Below are 22790 nucleotides of genomic sequence, written 5' to 3' on the forward strand. Positions count from 1 at the left end.
TACGGCGTCGCCAGGGCGGCGTCCCGTCCGGCCGGTTCCGGCACCCCCGACGTCTCCGGCCGGGTCGTCCGCCTCGTGGGTGGCCGCACGGCCCGGACCGGGCGACCTGCACGACCGGTGGGCCGGGGAGGGGCGGGTCCCGGGCCCACCGGTGCCGGGTGTCAGGGCAGAGGCCGGAACACCGGGTCGCGGCGCTCCGTGAAACTGGCCACGCCCTCGGCGAAGTCCGCGCTGTCCATGCGGGCACGCATCAAGGAATCCGCCGCGTCGTAGGACGCCGAGAACGAGCGCTCCCAGTCGTCCCCGACCTGCTTCTTGATGTCGGCCAGCGACGACGGGGAGCACGCGGTGGCCAGCTCGGTGGCGTAGGCGACGGCGGCCCCGACCACTTCACCGTCGGTCACGAGCCGATCGAGCAGCCCGATCCGGAACGCCTCTTCGGCCCGTACCTTGCGGCTGGACAGCAGCAGGTCCATGGCGCGGGAGTGCCCGACGACGCGCGGCAGCAACCAGGAGATGCCGTACTCGGCCGCCAGTCCACGACGGGCGAACGCCGTCAGGAACGCGGCCCGCGGGCCACCGAACCGGATGTCGGCGTACAGCGCGTGGGCCATGCCGAGGCCCGCGGCGGCGCCGTCGACGGCCGCGACGAGCGGCTTGCGGAGGGCCAGCGGGAAGTCCCGGCGGCGCTTGTAGGGGTTGACGTCGAGACCACCCGCCGCTTCCACGAGTGCGGAGAGGTCGGCCATGTCCGCCCCGGCGCACCAGGCGCGCCCGACGGCGGCCACCACGACGGCCCGGACCGCCGGGTCGCGGTCGGCCTGCTCGAGGATGTCGCCGTAGGCGTGCTCGGACGCGACGGTGAAGGTGTTCATCGCCTCCGGGCGGTTGAAGGTGACGACGAGGACCGCTCCGCGGAGCTCGGTGACGATGTCGCCGGTGGTGGGATAGGGCGTGCCCATGTTCTCCTCCTGCGGGTGTGGTGGGTTGGGGGTTCGGCGCCGCGGACGTGGCGGAGCCCCTCGGCGGCGGCGGCGGCGGGACGGGACCGGGACGGTTCCGACGGGGTCCGGGGCTTCGACGGCGCTCACCGTGCGGGCACCGGTTTCCGGTGCCGCCGCAGGACGGCGCCCGCACGGTCCGCGGCCACGGTCACCCCCGTCCCCCGGAGGAGCGATGTCCACGAGACCGGCCAGGACCGAGCGGTGGTGACCCGGGGTGCCCAGGGCGACCTGGTCGGCCTTCGCCCGCTTGAGGTAGAGGTGCACCGGGTGCTCCCAGGTCATGCCGATGCCGCCGTGCAGCTGGAGGGCCTCCTCCGCGGCGTGCACGGCCGCGTCGCTGCAGTAGGCCTGCGCGACGGCGGTCGCCACCGAGGCGTCGGCGTCCCCTCCGGCGACCGCGACCGCGGCGTAACGCGCGGCGGCGACCGCGGACTCCACCTCGACGAAGAGGTCGGCCAGCCGGTGCTTGACGGCCTGGAAGCCGCCGACGACCCGGCCGAACTGGCGACGCTCCTTGAGGTAGGCGACCGTGGTCTCCAGGCACCACTGCGCGAGGCCCGCCTGTTCGGAGGCGAGCAGGGCGGCACCCGTGCCCAGCGCCGTGCGCAGCGCGTCCGCCCCCGCCGCACCGCCCACGACCAGCCGTCCGGCGACGCCGTCCAGGCCGACGTCGGCGACCTGCCGGCTCATGTCGAGCGACACCACGGGCGTGACCGACGCGTCCGCGGCCTCCACGGCGTACACCTCGACGCCGCCGGGCACCGCGACCGGCACCAGCAGCAGGCCGGCGTCGAGCGCCCCGGCCACGCTCCGGACCTCTCCCGTCAGTACGCCGCCCGCGGCGGACACCCCTTCGGGGGACCGGTCGGGCGCGGCGGAGAACGGCACGACCACGGCCGCCGTGAGCGACCCGTCGGCGAGGCCGGCCACCAGGTCGCTGCCGGCCTCGAGCAGCAGGGTCGTCGCGATGACGGAGCTGGTCAGGAACGGCACGGGCGCCACCGCCCGGCCGATCTCCTCCAGCACCACCGCCGCCTCGCGCGCGGAGGCACCGGCGCCGCCGAGTTCCTCGGGTACGAGCAGCGCGGCCAGCCCCAGGTCGGTGCCGAGCGCCTCCGCCAGTCCCTCCGGGCCCCGCCGGCCGTCGTAGAGCCCGGCCACCGCGGCGGGCTCGCAGCGGTGGCGGAGGAGACCGCGCACGGAGGACCGGAGCTCCTCCTCGACGTCGGTGTAGAGCAGGTCGAGGTCGCTCATCGGGCGAGCTCCTTCCACGGGACGTTCTTGTCGGCGCGAGCCTCGGCGGGCAGCCCGAGCACCCGCTCCGACACGATGTTCTTGAGGATCTCGGAGGTGCCTCCCTCGATCGAGTTGCCCTTCGCGCGCAGGTAGCGGAACGTCGCGTCCCGGCCGGTGAAGGAGAAGCTCTCGGGGCGCCGTTCGGTCCAGTCGTCGGCCCGCAGGCCGTCGGCGCCGTTGAGTTCGACTTCGAGGCCGCTCAGCGCCTGGTTGAGGCGTGCGAAGGTCAGCTTCATCGCGGAGCCCTCCGGGCCGGGCTGGCCGACGGCCAGCTTCTGGGCGAGCCGGATGCTGGTGACGCGCGCGACCTCGGCCTCGACCCAGAGTCCGAGCAACCGGTCGTGGAGCGCGTGCGTACGCCGCTCCGGGTGCTCGCGCCAGTTCCGGGCGACGACGCCGACCATGCCGTCCTCGCGGGGTGCCGGCCGGCCGCCGATGGCCACCCGCTCGTTGTTGAGCGTCGCGTTGGCGATCTTCCAGCCTTCGCCCTCGGCCCCCAGGCGGTGGTCGTCGGAGATCCGGACGTCGTCGAGGAAGACCTCGTTGAACTCCGCCTCGCCGGTGATCTGCCGCAGCGGCCGGACGTCGACGCCGGGGTCGGACATCGGGCACAGGAAGTAGGTGATGCCGCTGTGCTTGGGGACGTCCGGGTTCGTCCGGGCGAGCAGGATGGCCCACTGGGCGTTGTGCGCGCCGGAGGTCCACACCTTCTGGCCGTTGACCACCCAGGTGTCGCCGTCGCGCACCGCGCGGGTGCCCAGCGCCGCGAGGTCGGAACCCGCGCCGGGCTCGCTGAAGAGCTGGCACCAGATCTCCTCCCCGGTCCACATCGGGCGCAGGAAGCGCTTCTTCTGCTCCTCGGTGCCGAAGGCGAGGATCGTCGGGGCGGCCATGCCCAGGCCGACCCCGTTGACGGCGGACCGGTTGTCGTGGCCGCCGGCGGCGGCGAAGGCCGCGTCGACGTCGGCCTGCAGGGACCGGGGCAGGCCCAGGCCGCCGAGCCCCTCGGGGTACTGGACCCAGGCCAGCCCGGCGTCGAACCGGGCGCGGAGCCACTCCAGCCGTTCCGTGGTGGCGGGCGGGTACTCGGCGAGGAACCTCTCGATCCGGACGTTCAGATCGTTGCGGGGGTCGGTGCTCATCGTGCCTTCCTCGTCGAAGCCTGACGGCGCAGCTCGTCGCGGCCCAGGGCGTTGCGGTGCACCTCGTCCGGTCCGTCGGCGAAGCGCAGGGTCCGGATCGCGGCCTGCATGCCGGCCAGCGGGAAGTCCTGGCTGAGGCCGCCGGCGCCGTGCACCTGGATGGCCTTGTCGAGGATCCACTCCACGGTCGGCGGAGTGGCGATCTTGATCGCCTGGATGTCGGCGTGGGCGACCTTGTTGCCCTTGGTGTCCATCAGCCAGGCCGTCCGCAGCACCAGCAGGCGCAGTTGCTCGATCCGCACGCGGGCCTCGGCGATCCACTCGCGGATCACGCCCTGCTCGCTCAGCGGCCGGCCGAAGGCGACCCGCTCGGCTGCGCGCTCGCACATGAGCTCGACGGCCAGTTCGGCGACGCCGATCGACCGCATGCAGTGGTGGATGCGGCCCGGGCCCAGACGGGCCTGGGCGATCGCGAAGCCCTGGCCCTCCTCGCCGATCAGGTTGCCCACCGGGACGCGGACGTCGGTGAAGACCAGCTCCGCGTGGCCGCCGTGCTCGTGGTCGTCGTAGCCGAACACCGTCATCGGGCGGACGATTTCGACGCCGGGCGCGTCCCGGGGAACGAGGATCATCGACTGCTGACGGTGCCGGTCCGCCGCCGGATCGGTCTTGCCCATGACGATGAGGATCTTCGCCTCGGGGTTCATGGCGCCGGTGATCCACCACTTGCGGCCGTTGACGACGTACTCGTCTCCGTCCCGCTCGATCCGGGTGGCGATGTTGGTGGCGTCGGAGGAGGCCACGTCGGGCTCGGTCATCGCGAACGCCGAGCGGATCTCCGCCGCCAGCAGCGGCCGGAGCCACCGCTCCCGCTGCTCCGGGGAGCCGAACATGGAGAGGACCTCCATGTTGCCGGTGTCGGGGGCGGCGCAGTTGAGCGCCGCGGGGGCGAGGTGCGGGCTGCGGCCGGTGATCTCGGCCAGCGGCGCGTACTGCAGGTTGGTCAGCCCGCCGCCGTGCTCCCCGGGCAGGAAGAAGTTCCACAGCCCGCGCGAGCGCGCCTCGTGCTGGAGTTCCTTGACGATCGGGGCGGTGTTCCAGGCCCACCGGTTCCCGAGTCGGGCGAGTTGCTCCTCGAACACCGGCTCGGCGGGGTGGACGTGCGTGTCCATGAAGTCCAGCAGCCGCTCGCGCAACTCGTGCGTGCGTGCGTCGTACTCGAAGTCCATCAGTGCTTCTCCTTCAACGCGTCGAGCCCGATCGCGACCAGCGGCTCGACCATCCGGCCGATCTGGTCGAATCCGGTGCCCACCGTCTGCCCGTGGACATGGCGGTAGTGGATGCCCTCGAGGATCACCGCCAGCTTGAAGGCGGCGAGGGCGATGTGGAACCCGAGGTGGCTCAGGTCGCGGCCGCTGAGGTCGGCGTACCGCTGGAGCAGTTCGGCCTCCGAGGGCCAGCCCGGGGCCTCGGCGACGGTGGCCACGACGTCGCCGAGGCCGGCGCTGGAGCTGCGTTGGTACACGGCGAGCAGGGCGACGTCGGCGAGCGGGTCGCCGAGCGTCGCCATCTCCCAGTCGAGCACCGCGGCGATCCGGTCGCCGGAGTCCACGAGCACGTTGTCCAGCCGGTAGTCGCCGTGCACGATCGCCGGCTCGGACGTCTCCGGCGGATCCGCCGCCAGCCCCTCGTGCAGTCGCCCGATGCCCGGGATCTCACGGCTGTACGAGGCGTCGAGCTGCTTCTTCCACCGGTGCACCTGACGCGCCAGGAAGCCCTCGGGCCGGCCGAAGTCGGCCAGGTGGACGGAGGCGGGATCGACGGTGTGCAGCCTCGCCAACACGTCCACCAGCCGGTTTCCGATGGCCGCGGTCCGCTCGGGGCCGAGCTGCGCCAGCTCGTGCGCCCATCGGTACGGCGTGCCGTCCACGTGCTCCATGACGTAGAACGGGGCCCCGAGGACGTCGGCGTCCTCGCACAGGCCGTATGTCGCCGGCACGGGGACGTCCGTCGCCCGCAGGGCCGTGATCACGCGGTACTCGCGTGACATGTCGTGTGCCGTCGCCAGGACGTGGCCGAGCGGCGGACGGCGGACCACCCACCGCCGGGTCCCGTCGGTCACGAGGTAGGTGAGGTTGGAGCGGCCGCCCGGCACGACCGACGCGGTGAGGTCGGCGCTGCGTTCGCCGGGGTGCTCCTCGTCGAACCAGGAGACGAACCGCCTCAGGTCCAGTCCCGGGAGCCGCTCGCGGTCGGTCGTGGTCACGGCACCACCACGGCGAGTGATTCCGCGACGCACGCGGGCTTGTCGCCTCCCTCGATCTCGATCGAGACGCGCGCGGTCACCAGGCAGCCCCGGGCGTTCGGTTCGACGCCGACCAGCTCGACGCCGGCCCGGACCCTGGAGCCGACCGGCACCGGGGCCGGGAACCGCACCTTGTTGCAACCGTAGTTCACGCCCATCTTCACGCCCTCGACGGCGTACACCTCGCCCGCGAGCATGGGCAGCAGGGAAAGGGTGAGGAAACCGTGGGCGATGGTGGTGCCGAAGGGGCCCCGCGCGGCCCGTTCGCGGTCGAGGTGGATCCACTGGTGGTCACCGGTGGCGTCGGCGAACCGGTCGACCTGTTCCTGGGTGATCTCGTGCCACTCGCTGTGGCCGAGATGGGTGCCGACGGCGGCCCGGATCTCGTCGATGCCGTTGAAGATGCGCATACCTTCTCCTGCTCCTGTGTGATGCGGCGGGGGTCAGCCGAGCGGGCCGCCGGCGACGTACAGGACCTGGCCCGAGACGAAGCCGGCGTCCTCGCTGGCGAAGAACGACACCGCGTGGGCGATGTCGGCGGGCTTGCCGGTGCGGCCGACCGGGATCTGCCGGGCGGCGGCCGCCTTGAAGTCCTCGAACGGCATGCCGATCCGCTCGGCGGTGGCGGCGGTCATCTCGGTCTCGATGAAGCCGGGGGCGATCGCGTTCGCGGTGACGCCGAACCTGCCGAGTTCGAGTGCCAGGGTCTTGGTGAAGCCCTGCAGACCGGCCTTGGCCGCCGAGTAGTTGGCCTGGCCGCGGTTGCCGAGCGCCGAGCTGCTGGAGAGGTTGACGATGCGCCCCCAGCCGGCCTTGGTCATGTGCGCCTGCGCCGCGCGCGTCATGAGGAAGGACCCGCGCAGGTGGACGTCGATGACCGCGTCCCAGTCGGCGCTGGTCATCTTGAAGATGAGGTTGTCGCGGATGATGCCGGCGTTGTTGACGAGCACGACCGGCGCGCCCAGGTCGGCGGCGACCCGGTCGACGGCGGCGGTGACCGCCTGCTCGTCGGCGACGTCGGCGCCGATGCCCACGGCGCGGCCCCCGGCGTCCCCGATCTCCTTCGCCACCGCCTGCGAGGCGGTCTCGTCGAGGTCGACGACGGCGACGGCGAAGCCGTCCTGGGCGAGACGGCGGGCGACGGCCGCGCCGATGCCGCGGGCGGCGCCGGTGACGATGGCGACCTTCTGGTTGTCGGTCACGGAGTGACTCCTCGGGATTCGGTGGGACGGGTCACGGTCACGGGCGGACGGGGGCGGTCGCGGCCAGCCCCGGTACGAGTTCCGCCAGGGCGGCGCGGGTGGCGGCGGGGCCGGTGTGCAGGACGCCGCCGAGGCCGAGCGCCCGGGCGCCGTCGACGTTGGGAGCGGCGTCGTCGACGAAGACGGTGCGCTCCGCCGCGACACCCAGCCGCTCCAGCGACAGCCGGTAGATCTCGGCGTTCGGTTTGCGGAGCCCGACCTCGCCCGAGATGACGATGTCGTCGAAGAGCGCTTCGAGCTCCGCGCGGGGATAGGTGTTGCCCCAGCTGTTCGAGAGGAGGCCGACCCGGATGCCCAGGCCGCGGAGTTCCGCGACCAGCGCGGGCATCGCCGGGTCGACGCGCATGCCGGCGAAGAGCCTGTTCAGGATCCCTTCCGCCGGCAGCGGACGGGAGTCGACGGTCACCAGTTCGGCGGCCAGCAGCTCTTCGAAGTCCCGGACGGCGAGCTCGCCGGTTTCGAGGCGGTGGACGGGCGTGCCCTCGGCGGCCGTCCGGGACAGCCACGCCTTGAGGGTGCGCGAGAAGCCGGCCGGGTCGATGCCGTCGGCCGTCAGCCAGGCGTCGATGCTGTGCTTGACGGGCGTGGTCAGCACCCCGCCGTAGTCGAAGACGACGGCCTCGACCGGGGCGGTGGCCCGAGTGGCGGCGCCGGCGCTCACGCGGCGTACACCACCCGGCCGACGGTCGTCCCGTCGGCGAGGCGCTGGAGGCCCGCGGCCACGTCGGCCAGGGCGAGCCGCTCGCTGACGAGGGGCTTGACCAGCCCCTCCCCGGCCATGCGGGTCAGCTCGGCGTGGCACCGGAGGACGGACGCGGGGTCGTGCCGGTTGTAGAGGCCCCAGTGCAGTCCCATGATCGAGTAGTTCTTCACCAGAGCGTGGTTGAGCGCCGCCGACTGGATCTCGCCGCCGGCGAAGCCGACCACGACGATGCGGCCCTCGAAGGCGACGCACTTGGTGGAGCGGTGGTACGTGTCGCCGCCGACGGGGTCGTAGACGACGTCGGCGCCCCGGCCCTTCGTCTCCGCCTTGACCACCTCGACGAAGTCCTCCGCGTACCGGTCGACGACGACGTCCGCCCCCAGGCGGCTCGCGTATTCGGCCTTGGCGGCGCCGCCGACGACCCCGATCACCCGGGCGCCCGCGGCCTTGGCGAGCTGGATCGCGGCGCTGCCGACGCCGCCGGCGGCCGCGTGGACGAGCAGGGTCTCGCCCTCTCGCAGGTGCGCCCGGCGGTGCAGGCCGAACCAGCCGGTCTGGTAGCCGATGTGAAGCGAGGACGCCTCCGCGTGGTCGAGCGCCTCGGGGGCGGGGAACGTGGTCGCCCGGTCCAGCACGGCGTACTCGGCGAAGCCGCCGTTCGGCAGGACGGGCGACCCGAGCACGCGGTCGCCGACGGCCACGCCGGCGACACCCGCGCCGAGCGCGACGACCTCGCCGCACAGCTCCACGCCGGGGGTGAAGGGAAGCTCCGGCTTGATCTGGTAGAGGCCCCGGCACATGAGGACGTCCGGGAAGTTGGCCGCCGAGGCCAGCACCCGGACCAGCACCTGCCCGGCGGCGGGTTCGGGGACCTCGACCTCGACGAGGTCGAGGACGTCCGCGGGCTCGCCCAGCTCCGTCACGCGCCACGCCTTCATCTGCACTCCTCGTCTCTTACGTACTGCTTGTCCGTACCGGCCGGCCGGCGGTGGGTGTCGTGGGCGCGGTACCGGTGGCGACGGCGGCCCCGGCCGGACCCGCTCATTCGACGCCACCGCCCGCGACGGTGGCGCCGCCGTCGACGACGAGCTGCTGGCCCGTCACCCATCCCGCGTCGTCGGAGAGCAGGAAGGCGACGACCGACCCGACGTCCTCGGGCACGCCGAGCCGCTTGAGCGGGTAGGCCTGGGCCAGCTGCTGCTCACGCCCCTCGTAGAGCGCGCTCGCGAACCTGGTCTTGACCACGGCGGGCGCGACCGCGTTGACCCGGATGTCCGGCCCGAGCTCCAGCGCCATCTGCTGGGTCAGGTGCGCCAGCATCGCCTTGCTGGCGCCGTAGAAGCCGATGCCCGGCGGCGGGAGGATGCCGCCGACGGAGGAGACGTTGACGATCGCGCCGCCGTGCTCGCGCATCCACGCCCCGTACACCTGCTGGACCCATGCGACCGCGGCGAGGCAGTTGACCTCGAAGATCTTGCGCGCGGCGTCCAGCGGCAGGTCCATCAGGTCACCGTAGACGGGGTTGATCCCGGTGTTGTTGACGAAGAAGTCGACGCTGCCGAAGGTGTCCAGGGCCCGCTGGACCGTCTCCGCCCGGTGCTCGGCGTCGTCCGCGGCGCCGGCGACGGCGAGCGCCCGCCCGGGGCCGCCGAGGGAGGCCGCGGCCTCCTCCAACGGCCCGGCCTTGCGGGCGGTGATGACGACGTTGGCACCGTCGGCGACGAGGCGCTCGGAGATGGCGAGGCCGATGCCGCGGCTGGCGCCGGTGACGATCGCGGTCTTCCCGGAGAACCGGCCGCTCATGACAGACGCTCCAGCACCATCGCCATGCCCTGGCCACCGCCGACGCACATGGTCTCGAGGCCGAACTGCTTGTCGTGGAACTGCAGGGAGTTGATCAGCGTGCTCGTGATGCGGGCCCCGGTCATGCCGAACGGGTGCCCGACGGCGATCGCGCCCCCGTTGACGTTGAGCTTCTCGAAGTCGATGCCCAGCTCCCGCGCCGACGGGATGACCTGCGCCGCGAACGCCTCGTTGATCTCGACCAGGTCGATGTCGCCGATGGTGAGGCCGGCGCGGGCGAGGGCCTTGTTCGAGGCCTCGACCGGCCCCAGGCCCATGATCTCCGGTGAGAGGCCGGAGACGCCGGTGGAGACGATCCGGGCCAGCGGCGTGAGACCGAGCTCCCTGGCCCTGGTGTCGCTCATGACCACCAGGGCGGCGGCGCCGTCGTTGAGCGGACAGCAGTTGCCGGCGGTGACCGTCCCGTCCGGGCGGAACACCGGCTTCAGCTGGGACACCGCCGCAAGCGTGACGCCCGTGCGCGGGCCGTCGTCCCGGGACACGACCGTGCCGTCGGGCAGCGTCACCGGTGTGATGTCACGCTCCCAGAAGCCGTTGGCGTTCGCCTTCTCGGCGAGGTTCTGGCTGCGGACGCCGAACTCGTCCTGGTCCGCGCGGGTGACGCCCTTGAGCCGGGCGACGTTCTCGGCGGTCTGCCCCATGGCGATGTACAGGTCCGGAAGCGCACCGGTCCCTCGCGGGTCGTCCCAGGTCCGCCCGCCCTCGGCGAACGCGGCGGTGCGCCGCCGGGCGTCGTCGAAGGCCGGGTTCTCGCTGCCGGGGACGTCGGACACGCCGTGCCCGTAGCGGCTGACGGTCTCGACGCCCGCCGAGATGAACACGTCGCCCTCGCCCGCCTTGATCGCGTGCAGGGCCATGCGCGTCGTCTGCAGGCTGGAGGAGCAGTAGCGGTTGACGGTGGTGCCCGGCAGGTGGTCCATCCCGGCGAGTACGGCGACCGCACGGGCCAGGTTGTGGCCGGACTCCCCGGCCGGCTGGCCGACGCCGAGCATCAGGTCCTCGATCTCGGCGGGGGCGAGCGCGGGCACCTTCGCCAGCGCCGCCCGCACCATCTGGACGACGAGGTCGTCGGGCCGGGCATCGACCAGCGACCCCTTGCCCGCTCGCCCGATCGGCGAACGAGCGGTGGAGACGATCACAGCTTCGGGCACGGGCGCTTCCTTCCGGCATACTAAGCGGTTGCTTAGAGTCAAGTCCTCAATCGGGCTCCCGTCAATCCCCGTGCAAGGGTGTCCTGGGTCACTACGCTCGGCCGGGCCCGCTCCCGTCACCCCTCCGGGAGCGTGCGCCGCGCGCCCGGCATCGCTCCGTGCCGGGCTGCCGGTTCTTTCGAGGGCCGCCCGGGCGCGGAGTGTCGCCCGGGTCGGCGATCCGGTGCTCGACGAACCGCTCCCGCCGCCGGCCCACCGCGTGCGGTGTGCAACCCGACCGCGCGGCCACGCCCCTGTCCGACGCGCCGCTCGCGCGGCCGGGACGGACCGGCAGCGCAGCGCCCGCGCCTGCGACGTGGAACGGCGCCGCACCCGCCCCTTAGGCGCAGCCCGTTCCGCACCACGGAGAAGATCGCGTCCACGGCCCGCCGCCGGGGACGCCTCTTCCGCCGCCCGCCCTTCGCCCCCCCGCTTCGCCGTCGGCAACGGCTCCGCCGGCGCCGGCTGCTCGTCCGCCGGACCCGACGGCCGCCCGCCCCCGGAACCACTCACACGGGGGTCAGCCAACACCCCCGGCCCACGGCGACGCCAGGTCTCCCATACGGGCTCAGGCGGCCGGAGTGTCGCGGGACGCACCGCTCCGCGCACCGGCGGGATGCGTTTCGGGCACTCGCAAAGCACAGAACAGCGAGACCAGTCCGATCAGTGCCATGTAGGCGGAGACAGCCGCGGTGGTGTCGAACCGCACCAGCAGGGCGGTCATGATGAACGGCGTTCCGCCACTGACGAGAATGGCTGTGAGCTGGTAGGCGAGGGACATTCCCGAATAGCGGACCCGCGGCTCGAACAACTCGCCCAGGAAGGCCGCGTAGGGGCCGAACACCAGCGACGAGCCGATACCTCCCACCAGCGTGGCGATGAAGATGGCGAGCAGGGACGCGGAGTCCACGAGCCAGAAGTACGGGAACGCCCAGAGCACCAGGGAGGCCGCTCCGGCGACCATCAGCGGCTTGCGGCCGAAGCGGTCGGAGGCCGAGCCCGCCGCATAGACGACGAACACGCCGATCAGCGAGGACAGCAGCGACACCTGGAGCAACGAGTCCCGGCTCAACCCGAGTTCGCGAGTGCCGTAGTCGAGGATGCCCGCGACACCCACGTAGAAGACCGCGTTGCTGGAGAACAGGACCCCGGCGCCCAGGAGGACGCGACGCCACTCGGCGGCCACCACGTCCCGGACCGGTGTCCTGCCGGTCGCCGCCTTGTCCGCGGCCGCTTCGGCGGCCTCCTTCAACTCCCGGAAGGCGGGGGTCTCCTCGACCTTGGTGTGGATGAAGACGACGACCGGGAGGAGCAGGGCGCTCGCCAGGAACGGAATCCGCCAGCCCCACTCGACGAAGGCCGCGCCGGGGACCGCCTCGGCCACGATCAGGAAAGAGGCGGTACCCAGCAGCAGTCCGACGGGCACGCCCATCTGGCCGAACGAACCCGAACGGCCGCGCCGCCCCGGCATCGCGCTCTCGGTGAGCAGGAGGACGACGCCACCCCACTGGCCGCCCACCGCGATGCCCTGCACGAAACGGAGCACCACCAGCAGGATCGGCGCGGCCACGCCGATCGACGACGCCGAGGGCAGGCAGCCGATGAGGAACGTGCCCGCAGTAACCATGATCAAGCAGATCATCACCGCGGGTTTGCGGCCGATCCGGTCGCCGATGACACCGAACGCCACGCCGCCCAGCGGGCGAGCGACGAAGCCCGCCCAGAACGTGCTGAAGGCGAGCAGGGTGCCGATCAGCGGGGACGTGTCGGGAAAGAAGACGGTGCCGAAGACCAGTGCGGCAGCCGTGCCGTATATGAAGAAGTCGTACCACTCGATGGAGCTGCCCACCAAGCCGGCGAACATCAACTTCCGCATCAGTCTCGGATTCGGTGGAGCAGATGATTGGGATGCCGAAGACATGACCGTTCCTTTTCTGAGTCTCCCAGGGCAGTGAGTGGCCCGGCGTGTGGCCCGATCGGGCGGCCAGGGGTTCCGGCCGGTGATCCGCCCGGGTGGGGGCGTTGAAATAGTCAGATCGGGCGTGAGTTCCGGTGTGCTCACCGGCCCGAATCCGAGCGCGCCGCAATAGCTGTGCAAGGTGGAGTCGAACTCGCCCGCACGGGAGGGAAACCGTGCAGCTTGCGCTGTCTTTTCGACTCGTAAGCCAGATATGCCAGCCAGTGAGGTTTTCTCAGCGGAATGATCTCCGCGAAGCGGGCTGATCGATGCATGTCCGGGTGGATCGGGCCAGGCGGCCCCGGCTCTGGACAGACGTAAAGCCCCTGGTAGGAACAGGTCTGCCAAGATCATGTCCGCTGAACCAGAGGCTTTACGTTGGTCACCTATGTTGCCACGCTCGACGTCCCGCGCCCTGTCGTGGAGTATCTGTCCCGCTTGCTGGCCGCGCACCGGCGGCGCATCGGCACGCCGAAGGGCTCGCGGGCGCTGGGCCCGTTCCGCCAGGCCGTGCTGGTGCTGCGCTGGTTTCGCGAGCGGGGGTGTGTGCACTGTCTGGCCCGTGACGCCGCAATCTCCCAGGCCACCGGCTACCGCTACCTGCACGAAGGCATCGACGTCCTCGCCGAGAAGGCCCCGGACCTGCACGAGGTCCTCTCCCGCTGCCGACGCGCCGGCATGACACACGTGATCCTCGACGGGACGCTCATCCCCTGCGACCGCGTGGCCGGCGTCCGTGAGAACGGCAACGACCTGTGGTTCAGCCAGAAGCACAAGGCATTCGGTGGGAACGTCCAGTTCCTGTCCGCTCCGGACGGCACCCCGCTGTGGGTCTCCGACGTCGAACCCGGCTCGACCCCTGACATCACCGCCGCCCGCACCCACGCCCTGCCCGCCTTGTACAAAGCAGCGGCCAGCGGCCTGCCGACCCTGGCGGACAAGGGTTACACCGGCGCGGGTATCGGCATCCGCGTCCCCGTCCGTCGCCCGAAGGGCAAGTCGGAACAGGCACTCCACGCCGACACCCGCATGTTCAACGCCCTGGTACGGCACGTGAGGGCGCTGGGTGAGCGCACCGCCGCCGAACTCAAGCAGCGATGGCGCACCCTGCAGCACGTCACGCTCAGCCCCAACCGGATCGGCGACATCGCCCGAGCCGCCCTCGTCCTCAACGAAATCTGGAAGTGAACACCGCTGAGAAAACCTCAGTGGGTACGCACCGTACGCCCCGCGTGCCGCCGCCGTCGAGACCCGGAACACAAGAAAAGCCGGCACCGCTTCCAGTGCCTTTCCGTGACGCGATCGTAGACATACTGACCGGTTGGTCTGTACTGTGCGCGCCACATGCCACTGCCGTCGAGACCCGAGGGTGAGGCTCCTCCGTGGCCGCTTACCCGGTGGACAGTCCGTCCGTTCCAGCGCCCCAGCGGCCCGCCGCTTCCCCACCGCCTTCCCTCACGACACCTCCCGCGACGAGGAGGTGCCCGCCCCGGGGGTGCCCGCGGCCGTCCTCGGCGCCTCCCCGGCGGCCCGCCTGCGCGCCGCGAGGGCCCCGTGCGGCGGGAACGGCGGAAGCGGCCGCCCCGGTTGCCGCGGCCCGGCCCGGGGCCGTCCGCGCGATCCTCCCCGACGACCTCGCTGTCCGCCGGCGACCGGTACGGGAAACCGCGGGGCGCCCCACGCCGCCCTCACCACGCACGATCGACACGCGGAGGAGACACGCATCATGACCACCCAGGTGACCACCGCCACCTTGGCCACACTGCCGTTCGGCGGTGCGGAGCGGTTCGGCGACCGCCCGGCCCAGAGGTTCAAGCGCGACGGGAGCTGGCAGAGCCTGTCGTTCACCCAACTCGCCGACGCGAGCGATGACATCGCCTGTGGACTGATCGCCTTGGGTGTCGAACCCGGTTCGCGGGTGGCCGTCATCTCCGAGACCCGTGCGGAGTGGATGCAGGCCGCCTACGGCATCGCGGCCGCGGGCTGCACCATCGTCCCGGTCTACGCCACCAACAGCGCGGAGGAGTGCGAGTGGGTGCTGCGTGACTCCGGAGCCGTCGCGGTGTTCTGCGAGGACGCCGACCAGATCGCCAAGATCAACCGGATCAGGGACGACCTGCCCGAACTGGCGCACGTGTTGTCCATCGACCCCGCCGAGGGCTACCCGGACCTGGCCGCGTTGCGGGAACTCGGCCGCGGGCACGGCAACGGGGGGGAGCGGCGCCGTCGCACCGACTCGGTCACCGCGGACGATCCGGCGGTCATCATCTACACCTCCGGCACGACCGGGAAGCCCAAGGGCTGCACGATCTCCCACGGCAACCTGGCGGCCTGCGTACAGCAGAAGATCGACTTCGGCATCATCGGCTCCGAGGACAGCAGTTACCTCTTCCTGCCCCTGGCCCACGTCTTCGCCCAGACGGCCAACATCGCCTCGCACGCCGTCGGCTGCGTCGTGAACTACGCGTCCGCCGGGCCGGCCTCGATATTCAGCGACCTCGCCGAGGTCAAGCCGACCTACTTCCCCTCCGTGCCGCGCATCTACGAGAAGGTCTACGCCGCTTTCGCCGGGGCCCCTCGCACCGAAGAGGTCTTCGCCAAGGTCCGTGCCGCCTTCGGCGGCAGTCTCCGCATCGCCATCTCGGGTGCCGCGCCGATCGGGGCGGAGATCCTGGAGTTCTTCCACGAGGCCGGCGTTCCGGTCTTCGAGGGGTACGGGCTGACCGAGTCCACGTCGTACGGCACGGTCAACCTGCCGGACGCCGTCCGCCTGGGCTCCGTCGGCCGGCCGATGCCCTTCGGTGAGGTCCGGATCGCCGACGACGGTGAGATCCAGCTGCGTGGACCGCACGTCTTCACCGGTTACTGGAACGACCCCGCGGCCACCACGGCCACGACGACCGACGACGGCTGGCTGATGACCGGTGACCTCGGATCCGTCGACGAGGACGGATTCGTGTGGATCACGGGCCGCAAGAAGGAGATCATCATCACCGCGGGCGGCAAGAACCTCAGCCCCGGCGAGCTGGAGAACGACCTGCGCCGGTCTCCCTTCGTCTCCTACGCCGTCATGCACGGCGACCGCCGGCCCTACCCGGTGGCGCTGATCACCCTTGACATGGACTACGCCCGGCAGTGGGCGGCGTCCCAGGGGCTTCCGACCGACGCGCCGTCGCTCACGTCGCTGCCGGCCATTCGCGCCTCGATCCAGGCCACCCTCGACGAGGCCAACTCCCGGCACGCCCCGGTGGCGCAGATCAAGCGGTTCGCGATCCTCGACCGCGAGTTCTCCCAGGAGACCGGCGAACTGACCGCCACGATGAAGGTGAAGCGTGCGGTGATCGAAGAGAAGTACGCGAAGGTCCTGGACGAGCTCTACGGGCGGGAATGAGCCCGTCGGCCGGGCACCGAGCCGTTCCCATCCTGTCTCTGCGGGGTGAAGCGGCAGGTCGACGGCGGTGTGCGACGAGACGGGGCTCCCGGCCGCCGCGGTGGTGTCCTCCACGCCCCGCGCACGGACCCGGGAACCCCGCGGCCCGTGCCGTGGCCGACGTCCCGTACGAGCCGGTCGGGCACGGTCCCCGGCTCATCCGCGGACGGAGGCGCGAACGCCGTTCCGGACCGAGGCGACCGGCTTGGTCCCACCGGTCGGCCCGTACGGGCGGGTGACCTCGGGCCCGCGCCGACGGCTCCGGCGCGGCCGCCGGCCCGCCGGGGCGTGCCCTCAGAGCCGGGACAGCTCGTCGACGAGGTCGTCCAGGCCGAGGGGGCCCTGGGAGAGCGCCGCCATGTGCCACTTCTTCGCGTCGAACGCGGCCCCGTGCGCCCTGCGGGCGTTCTCCCGGCCCAGCAGCCAGGCCCGCTCGCCCAGCTTGTACCCGATGGCCTGCGCCGGCATCGACAGGTAGCGGACCATCTCGCTCTCCACGAAGGCCGGTGGACGGCTGCTGTGCCGCTGGAAGAAGTCCTGGGCCAGCTCCGGCGTCCACCGCTCGCCCGGCCGGAACGGCGAGTGCGCCGGGATCTCCAGGCCCAGGTGCATGCCGATGTCCACGATCACCCGGCACGCCCGCATCATCTGCGCGTCCAGGTAGCCCAGGCGCCGTTCCGCGTCCGGCAGGAAGCCCAGCTCGTCCATGAGCCGCTCCGCGTACAGCGCCCAGCCCTCCGCGTTGGCGCTCACCATGCCGACGGTCGCCTGGTACCGGGAGAGCCGGTCCGCGACGTGCGCCCACTGCGCCAGCTGGAGGTGGTGGCCCGGCACGCCCTCGTGGTACCAGGTCGACACCAGGTCGTACACCGGGAAGCGGCTCTCGCCGTTGACGGGCAGCCAGGTCCGGCCCGGGCGGGAGAAGTCCTCGGACGGGCCCGTGTAGTACGGGGCGGCGGCGCTGCCGGGGGGCGCGATGCGCGACTCGACGCGCCGTACCCGCTCGGCGAGTTCGAAGTGCGTCCCGTCGAGGGCGTCGATCGCCTCGTCCATCAGCTTCTGCAGCCAGACGCGGGCCTCCTCGACGCCCTCGATGTGCGTGCCGTGCTCGTCGAGGTGGGCCAGCGCTTCCCAGGGGCCGGCGCCGGGGAGGATCCGGGCGGCCTCCTGCCTCATCTCGCCGAGGATCCGGTGGTATTCGTCCCAGCCGTACGCGTACGCCTCGTCCAGGTCGAAGTCGGTGCCGTTGTGGTAGCGCGACCAGCGGGCGTACCGCTCGCGGCCCACCGTGTCCGGGGCGCTCTCGACGGCCGGCGCGTACACGTCGCGCATCCAGTCGCGCAGCTCCGCGACGGCGGCGGTCGCGCCGCGCGCCGCCGTGTCCAGCTCCGCTCGCAGGGCGGAGGGCCCGGCGGAGGCGAACTCCTCGAACCAGCCGCCCCGGCCGTCCTCGCCGCCCGCCCACCTGGTGAGCTGGTCGACGAAGGTCGCCGTCGCACGCGGGCCGCCCGGCAGACCCCGCTCCAGGCCGAGCGCCAGCGACTCGCGGTACCCGTCGAGCGAGGCCGGCACGGCCCGCAGCCGCTCGGCGACGGTCGCCCAGTCCTCCTCCGTCTCCGTCGGCATCACGGTGAACGCCATGCGCACGTTGTGCGCCGGGGACCGGAGGTTGCTGACGGTGCGCAGGCCCTCCTGGGCCTCGTGGACGGCCAGTTCGGCGGTGAGCCGCTCCCGCAGGAGGCGCCCGCAGCGGCGCTCGGCGTCGCTCTCGGCGCCTGGCGCCCGCTCGGCCTCGTCGAGCCGGGCGAGCGTGTCGCGTGCCAGGGCGGCGAGTTCCTCCTGGCCGGCGGGGGAGAAGTCGGGCAGAAGCGCGTGGCTCTCCGGCACACCCAGGTAGGTGCCGGTGACCGGGTCGAGTTCCACGAGGGCGTCCACGAACGCGTCCGCGACCTGGCGGGGAAGAGCGCTGCTGGGGATATCTGGCATGGCACCATCCTCGTACGCGGCCGATGCCCGCGTCATCTCGTTCGATCACACTCGGCTGACAAGTGAGCGGGCCGCGCCGCCGCCGCCGGTCCGCAGGCCGCCGCCGCCGGCGCGGGGACGCGCGCGGTGACGATCCGGGGCGGGGGAGGCGCCGGCGCCGGGCCACCGGTGCGACCTGTGGCGGAGCGCGCGGCCGGGCGGACCCGTCCGGGCCGGGGCGTGCCCGGACGGGTCCGCCCGCGGTGCGGGGAGCGCCTCGCGCGCACCCGCGGCGGCGCCGCGGCGCACCCGCGGCGGCCCCGGTCGGACGCCGCGGACTTTGGCTGGATCCCGTCGCCGGGGGTCGTCCCGGAAGCGGTCACGGGCGGCGGGGGAAGCCCTGGCCCGCCCCCTCGCCGCCGGTGGCCCGGTGGGTGTGCGGGAGGGGGAGCCCGTGCCCTCCGGCCGCCCTGCGCCGCTCGGCGCGCAGGGCGCCGAGCCGGGCGGTGACCACCAGCGTGCCCTCCTCGATCTGGTAGTCGAGGGGGAGCCGCAGGGCGCGCATGGCGGCGACCATGCCGGTGTTGGAGGCCTGCGTCACGGCGTAGACGCTGTCGCAGCCGGCGTCGGCGGCGAGGCCGACCAGGCGGCGCAGCAGCGCGGAGCCGATGCCGCGGCGCTGCCAGGCGTCCTCGACGAGCAGCGCCACCTCGGTCTCCTCGCCGTCCCACAGAAGGTGCCCGAGGGCGATCAGCCGACCGGAGGAGGACTCCACGGCGAGGGTCCGTCCGAAACGCGGGTTGAGCAGGTGGTTCAGGTACCGGTCGGCGTCGGCCGGGTGGTGGTAGCGCAGTCCCAGGGTGCGGTCGGAGCAACGGCGGTGCATGGCCCGCGCGGCCCCCGCGTCGTCCCGGTCGGCGCGGCGTACGGTGATCTCGTTGCCCTCGGGCAGCGTGAGGACGTCCTGGCTGCGCGGCACCCTCGGCCCGAGGCGCGCGTCCAGCTCGACCAGCGCCCGCGCCCGGGCGAACTCACCGGGCGTGAACGGCAGGTACGGGCGCTCGACCGTGAGCACCCCGCCGCGGGGGTCGCGCAGCCGCATCACCGTGTCGCCCTGCTCCAGGGCGCCCTCCACCGGGGCGGTGGGGTCGCCGTGGCGGTCGGGCGGGGAGGCGGCGGGGACGGAGCGGATGGTGCAGCGGCCGAGCAGCTGCCGCAGCGCCAGGGGGAGTTCGGCGCTGTCGAGGGCTGTGCGGGTGGCCATGCCGAGGACCCGCGTGGGGGTGTCGGCCAGGTCGTGGGCGTCGGCCCGCTCGATCCACGTGCGGCTGCCGCCCGCCGCGGCGACCCGCTGGGCCAGCGCGGCCGGCTGGAGCGGCGCGGGGGCGCGCAGCAGGAACTCGTCGACGGCCCCGTCGGCCAGCGGGTGGGTCTGCAGGGTCAGGATGTCCACCCGCAGCTCCGCGAGCGCCCCGCACAGGGCGGCCAGGCTGCCCGGCTCGTCGCGCACGGTGGTCCGCATCCGCCACAGCGCGGTCGAGGTCCGGGCGTGCTCCGCGTCGCCGGTCCCGCCGGCGGCCCGCGCGTGGTCGGGGGGGCCGGCGCCCGCGGGGGCGCCGGGACCGGCGGGACGGGGCGGCGCGCCCACCGGGTGTGGAAGACGGCGGTGGCCGCCAGGGCCGCCGCCGGGGCGACGAGCGGGTGGGGGCCGTCCGGACCGCGCACGAGGGCGCCCGCGACCGCGGTCACGACCGCGGCGGCGGCGAACAGGACCGCGAGCTCGACGAGGTGCCGCCGACGGCGGTACCGACGGCGGGTGCGCTTCACGGGGGTGACGGGCGCTTCGCTCCTGTGGGTCATGGCAGCACTCTGGCGCAGCGGTGTTGCGCGTCCGCGAACGACGTGTGACTGACTGGTTAAGTATCCATCTGGGTGTTTAAGGGGTGGTTTCTCCGTTTCGCGGCCCCGGGTGATTCCGTCCCGCGGGCGGCGCCCCGCCCGTCCGGGGCGTCCGGAGCCGGCCCCGGACGAGCGGGGTACGGGCGGCCGGTCGGCGCCTCGTCCGCGACGACCGGGCCCGCCCCGGCCGTGCCGGCGACCCGTAGCGAACGGGAGCTCGCCGCGCGCTTCGGCGTCGCGCGCGCCACGCTCCGCCAAGCCCTCGAACAACCGGGGCTGGAGGGACGCCTCCGGCGCCGCCGCGGCGTCGGCACGACCCTCGCCCCGCCCAGGGCCGGCGTGGACCCCTCCACCGCCCGGCACCGCCGGCCCGGAGGCGGCGACGGCGGCTGGCAGGCCGTCGACTGCGCCGCCGCGCCGCCGTCCCCCCGCCGCGCTCCGCCTCCTGGGGACCGGCCCCCGCCCCTCCGTGCACACGGTGCGCCGGCTGCACGCCGCGCACGGCCGGACCCTCGCCTCCGAGCAGGTGTACGTCCCCGCCCCCTCCGCCCCCGGCCTCGTCACCTCCCCCTCCGTGACCGGGGCCGCCCTCGCCCGAGGAGCCCTGCACGAGCTGGAGCGGCTGCCCCCGGAGGGTCGGGACCGTGCCGTCGGCCGGGCACCGCCGGGGATCCGCCGTGCGGCCGCTCCCGGCCGTCACCGGGAGGGAGGGTCCTCCCCGGCGGCCTCGCGCAGCCGGGCGAACTCCTCCGCCATGGTCCGCGCCGTCCAGTGCGCGTTCAGTCCGCTGGGGTTGGGAAGGACCCACACCCGCGCCCCGCCGACCGTCCGCTCCTGCGGTCCGACCGCGGCCTTCCTGTCGGCGAAGGCCACCCGGTACGCCGTCACGCCGGCGACCGCGAGCCAGCGCGGCCGCAGCCGCTCCACCTTCGCGGCGAGCAGCCGGCCGCCCTCCCGGAACTCCTCGTCGGTCAGCTCGTCCGCGCGGGCCGTCGCCCGCGCGACGACGTTGGTGATGCCGAGCCCGTACGACAGCAGTTCGCGCTGTTCGGACGGGGCCAGCCGGCGCGGGGTGAAGCCGGACAGGTGCAGCACGGGCCAGAAGCGGTTGCCGGGCCGGGCGAAGTGGTGGCCCGTCGCGGCCGACACGAGGCCCGGGTTGATGCCGCAGAAGAGCACGGACAGGCCGCTCGCGACCACGTCGGGGACGGTGGGGGCGTCCCCAGGCGAGCGGAGCCGGGCCTGGGGGAGGTCGCGAGCGGCCCGCAGCTCCTCGTCGGTGAACCGGCGCGGGGCCATGTCAGAGGATGGCGCCCGGCGCGTAGGCGGCGGCCTCCGGGTGCCGCCCGGCGATCTCCTCGATCCGCGCCACCACGGCGCCCACCTGGTCGGCGGCCGCGCCCGTGAAGGACAGCCTGTCGGCCATCAGCGCGTCCAGCTCCGCGCGGTCCAGCGGGATCCGCTCGTCCGCCGCGAGCCTGTCCAGCAGCTCGTTGCGCTCGGCACCCCGCTCGCGCATGGCCAGCGCGGACGCGACGGCGTTCTCCTTGATGGCCTCGTGGGCCACCTCGCGGCCCACGCCGGCCCGCACGGACGCCATCAGCACCTTGGTGGTCGCGAGGAACGGCAGGTACCGGTCGAGTTCGCGCGCGACGACCGCGGGAAACGCGCCGAACTCGTCCAGCACGGTGAGGAACGTCTCCAGCAGCCCGTCGAACGCGAAGAACGCGTCCGGCAGCGCCACCCGGCGCACCACCGAGCAGGAGACGTCGCCCTCGTTCCACTGGTCGCCGGCCAGCTCGCCCGCCATCGACGCGTAGCCGCGCAGGATCACCATCAGGCCGTTGACGCGCTCGCAGGAGCGGGTGTTCATCTTGTGGGGCATCGCGGACGACCCGACCTGGCCCGGCTTGAAGCCCTCGGTGACCAGCTCGTGGCCCGCCATCAGGCGGATCGTCTTCGCCAGCGAGGACGGGGCGCCGGCCAGCTGCACCAGCGTCGTCACGACCTCGTAGTCGAGGGACCGCGGGTAGACCTGCCCGACGGAGGTGAAGGAGTGCGCGAAGCCGAGGTGCGCGGCGATCCGCCGCTCCAGCTCGGCCAGCTTCGACGCGTCGCCGCCCAGCAGGTCCAGCATGTCCTGCGCCGTGCCGACCGGCCCCTTGACGCCGCGCAGCGGGTAGCGGCCCAGCAGCTCCTCCAGCCGCGCGTACGCGACGAGCAGCTCGTCCGCGGCGGTCGCGAAGCGCTTGCCGAGCGTCGTGGCCTGCGCGGCCACGTTGTGCGACCGGCCGGCCACGACCAGCTCGCCGTACTCGGCGGACAGCTTCCCGAGCCGCGCCAGCACCGCGACGGTGCGGTCCCGCATCAGTTCCAGGGACAGCCGGATCTGCAGCTGCTCGACGTTCTCCGTCAGGTCGCGGGAGGTCATGCCCTTGTGGACCTGCTCGTGTCCGGCGAGGGCGTTGAACTCCTCGATCCGGGCCTTCACGTCGTGCCGCGTGACCTTCTCGCGCTCGGCGATCGACGCCAGGTCGACCTGGTCGAGGACCCGCTCGTAGTCGGCGAGGGCGGCGTCCGGAACCTCGATCCCGAGGTCCTTCTGGGCGCGCAGCACGGCGAGCCACAGGCGGCGCTCCAGCCTCACCTTCTGCTCGGGGGACCAGAGGACGGCGAGCTCGACGGAGGCGTAGCGGCCGGCGAGGACATTGGGGATGCGGGGCTTGGCAGTCACGTGTACGGATTCTACTGGCGGTTCCCGCAGGCCAGCGCCC

The 22790-nt window shown here is 73.1% G+C and carries 16 protein-coding genes and 1 pseudogene; 2 read left to right on the top strand and 15 right to left on the bottom strand.

Features of this window, described 5'->3' with window-relative positions:
- Window positions 1-161: 161 nt before the first annotated feature.
- From LUW75_RS24770 to LUW75_RS22185, 11 genes are all read right to left on the bottom strand, one after another.
- Window positions 162-2258, bottom strand: coding sequence for an enoyl-CoA hydratase-related protein (locus tag LUW75_RS24770; RefSeq protein ID WP_349816449.1), 2097 nt, complete (start codon window positions 2256-2258; stop codon window positions 162-164).
- Entirely contained in the window at window positions 2255-3442 is a 1188-nt protein-coding gene (locus tag LUW75_RS22140; RefSeq protein WP_250337169.1) for an acyl-CoA dehydrogenase family protein, read from the bottom strand. Before LUW75_RS22140 ends, LUW75_RS24770 begins: the two co-directional genes overlap by 4 nt.
- Window positions 3439-4671 (bottom strand): acyl-CoA dehydrogenase family protein, encoded by a 1233-nt coding sequence (locus LUW75_RS22145; RefSeq protein ID WP_250337170.1) that lies wholly within the window; start codon window positions 4669-4671, stop codon window positions 3439-3441. The genes LUW75_RS22140 and LUW75_RS22145 overlap by 4 nt, the downstream gene beginning before the upstream one ends.
- Complete coding sequence (locus LUW75_RS22150) at window positions 4671-5708, bottom strand: phosphotransferase family protein (RefSeq protein ID WP_462933770.1); 1038 nt, start codon at window positions 5706-5708, stop codon at window positions 4671-4673. Before LUW75_RS22150 ends, LUW75_RS22145 begins: the two co-directional genes overlap by 1 nt.
- The gene (locus LUW75_RS22155; protein ID WP_250337171.1) at window positions 5705-6157 is read right to left on the bottom strand and encodes a MaoC family dehydratase; all 453 of its coding nucleotides are present in this window, start codon (window positions 6155-6157) and stop codon (window positions 5705-5707) included. Before LUW75_RS22155 ends, LUW75_RS22150 begins: the two co-directional genes overlap by 4 nt.
- 33 nt (window positions 6158-6190) lie before the next feature.
- Window positions 6191-6949 (bottom strand): 3-oxoacyl-ACP reductase FabG, encoded by a 759-nt coding sequence (gene fabG / locus LUW75_RS22160; protein WP_250337172.1) that lies wholly within the window; start codon window positions 6947-6949, stop codon window positions 6191-6193.
- Window positions 6950-6986: 37 nt separating this feature from the next.
- Window positions 6987-7670: an HAD family hydrolase gene (locus LUW75_RS22165; protein WP_250337173.1), complete on the bottom strand. Its 684-nt coding sequence runs from the start codon at window positions 7668-7670 to the stop codon at window positions 6987-6989.
- Window positions 7667-8650 carry an NADPH:quinone oxidoreductase family protein gene (locus LUW75_RS22170; RefSeq protein WP_250337174.1) on the bottom strand — a complete coding sequence of 328 codons (984 nt, stop codon included), beginning with the start codon at window positions 8648-8650 and terminating at the stop codon, window positions 7667-7669. Before LUW75_RS22170 ends, LUW75_RS22165 begins: the two co-directional genes overlap by 4 nt.
- Window positions 8651-8753: 103 nt before the next feature.
- Complete coding sequence (locus LUW75_RS22175) at window positions 8754-9515, bottom strand: SDR family oxidoreductase (RefSeq protein WP_250337175.1); 762 nt, start codon at window positions 9513-9515, stop codon at window positions 8754-8756.
- On the bottom strand, window positions 9512-10726 hold the full coding sequence (locus LUW75_RS22180) for an acetyl-CoA C-acetyltransferase (protein ID WP_250337176.1): 1215 nt from the start codon (window positions 10724-10726) through the stop codon (window positions 9512-9514). Before LUW75_RS22180 ends, LUW75_RS22175 begins: the two co-directional genes overlap by 4 nt.
- Window positions 10727-11333: 607 nt before the next feature.
- Window positions 11334-12641: an MFS transporter gene (locus tag LUW75_RS22185; protein WP_250337177.1), complete on the bottom strand. Its 1308-nt coding sequence runs from the start codon at window positions 12639-12641 to the stop codon at window positions 11334-11336.
- Window positions 12642-13100: 459 nt separating this feature from the next.
- Here LUW75_RS22185 and LUW75_RS22190 point away from each other — a divergent pair, with 459 nt between their 5' ends.
- Complete coding sequence (locus LUW75_RS22190) at window positions 13101-13910, top strand: transposase family protein (protein ID WP_250333783.1); 810 nt, start codon at window positions 13101-13103, stop codon at window positions 13908-13910.
- A 538-nt stretch (window positions 13911-14448) separates the two neighbouring features.
- The gene (locus LUW75_RS22195; RefSeq protein ID WP_250337178.1) at window positions 14449-16113 is read left to right on the top strand and encodes an AMP-dependent synthetase/ligase; all 1665 of its coding nucleotides are present in this window, start codon (window positions 14449-14451) and stop codon (window positions 16111-16113) included.
- Window positions 16114-16446: 333 nt separating this feature from the next.
- Here LUW75_RS22195 and LUW75_RS22200 read toward each other — a convergent pair whose 3' ends face one another.
- From LUW75_RS22200 to purB, 4 genes and pseudogenes are all read right to left on the bottom strand, one after another.
- Window positions 16447-18138: a DUF885 domain-containing protein gene (locus tag LUW75_RS22200; RefSeq protein WP_250337179.1), complete on the bottom strand. Its 1692-nt coding sequence runs from the start codon at window positions 18136-18138 to the stop codon at window positions 16447-16449.
- Between the two features lie 358 nt (window positions 18139-18496).
- A pseudogene (locus LUW75_RS22205) lies at window positions 18497-19977 on the bottom strand (GNAT family N-acetyltransferase).
- 735 nt (window positions 19978-20712) lie between these two features.
- A complete protein-coding gene (mug, locus tag LUW75_RS22215) occupies window positions 20713-21315 on the bottom strand; it encodes a G/U mismatch-specific DNA glycosylase (RefSeq protein WP_462933771.1) in 603 nt (200 codons plus the stop codon).
- Window position 21316: 1 nt separating this feature from the next.
- Window positions 21317-22750: an adenylosuccinate lyase gene (gene purB, locus LUW75_RS22220; protein WP_250337180.1), complete on the bottom strand. Its 1434-nt coding sequence runs from the start codon at window positions 22748-22750 to the stop codon at window positions 21317-21319.
- Between the last annotated feature and the right edge of the window lie 40 nt (window positions 22751-22790).

Source organism: Streptomyces sp. MRC013, from assembly GCF_023614235.1.
Lineage (GTDB): Bacteria > Actinomycetota > Actinomycetes > Streptomycetales > Streptomycetaceae > Streptomyces.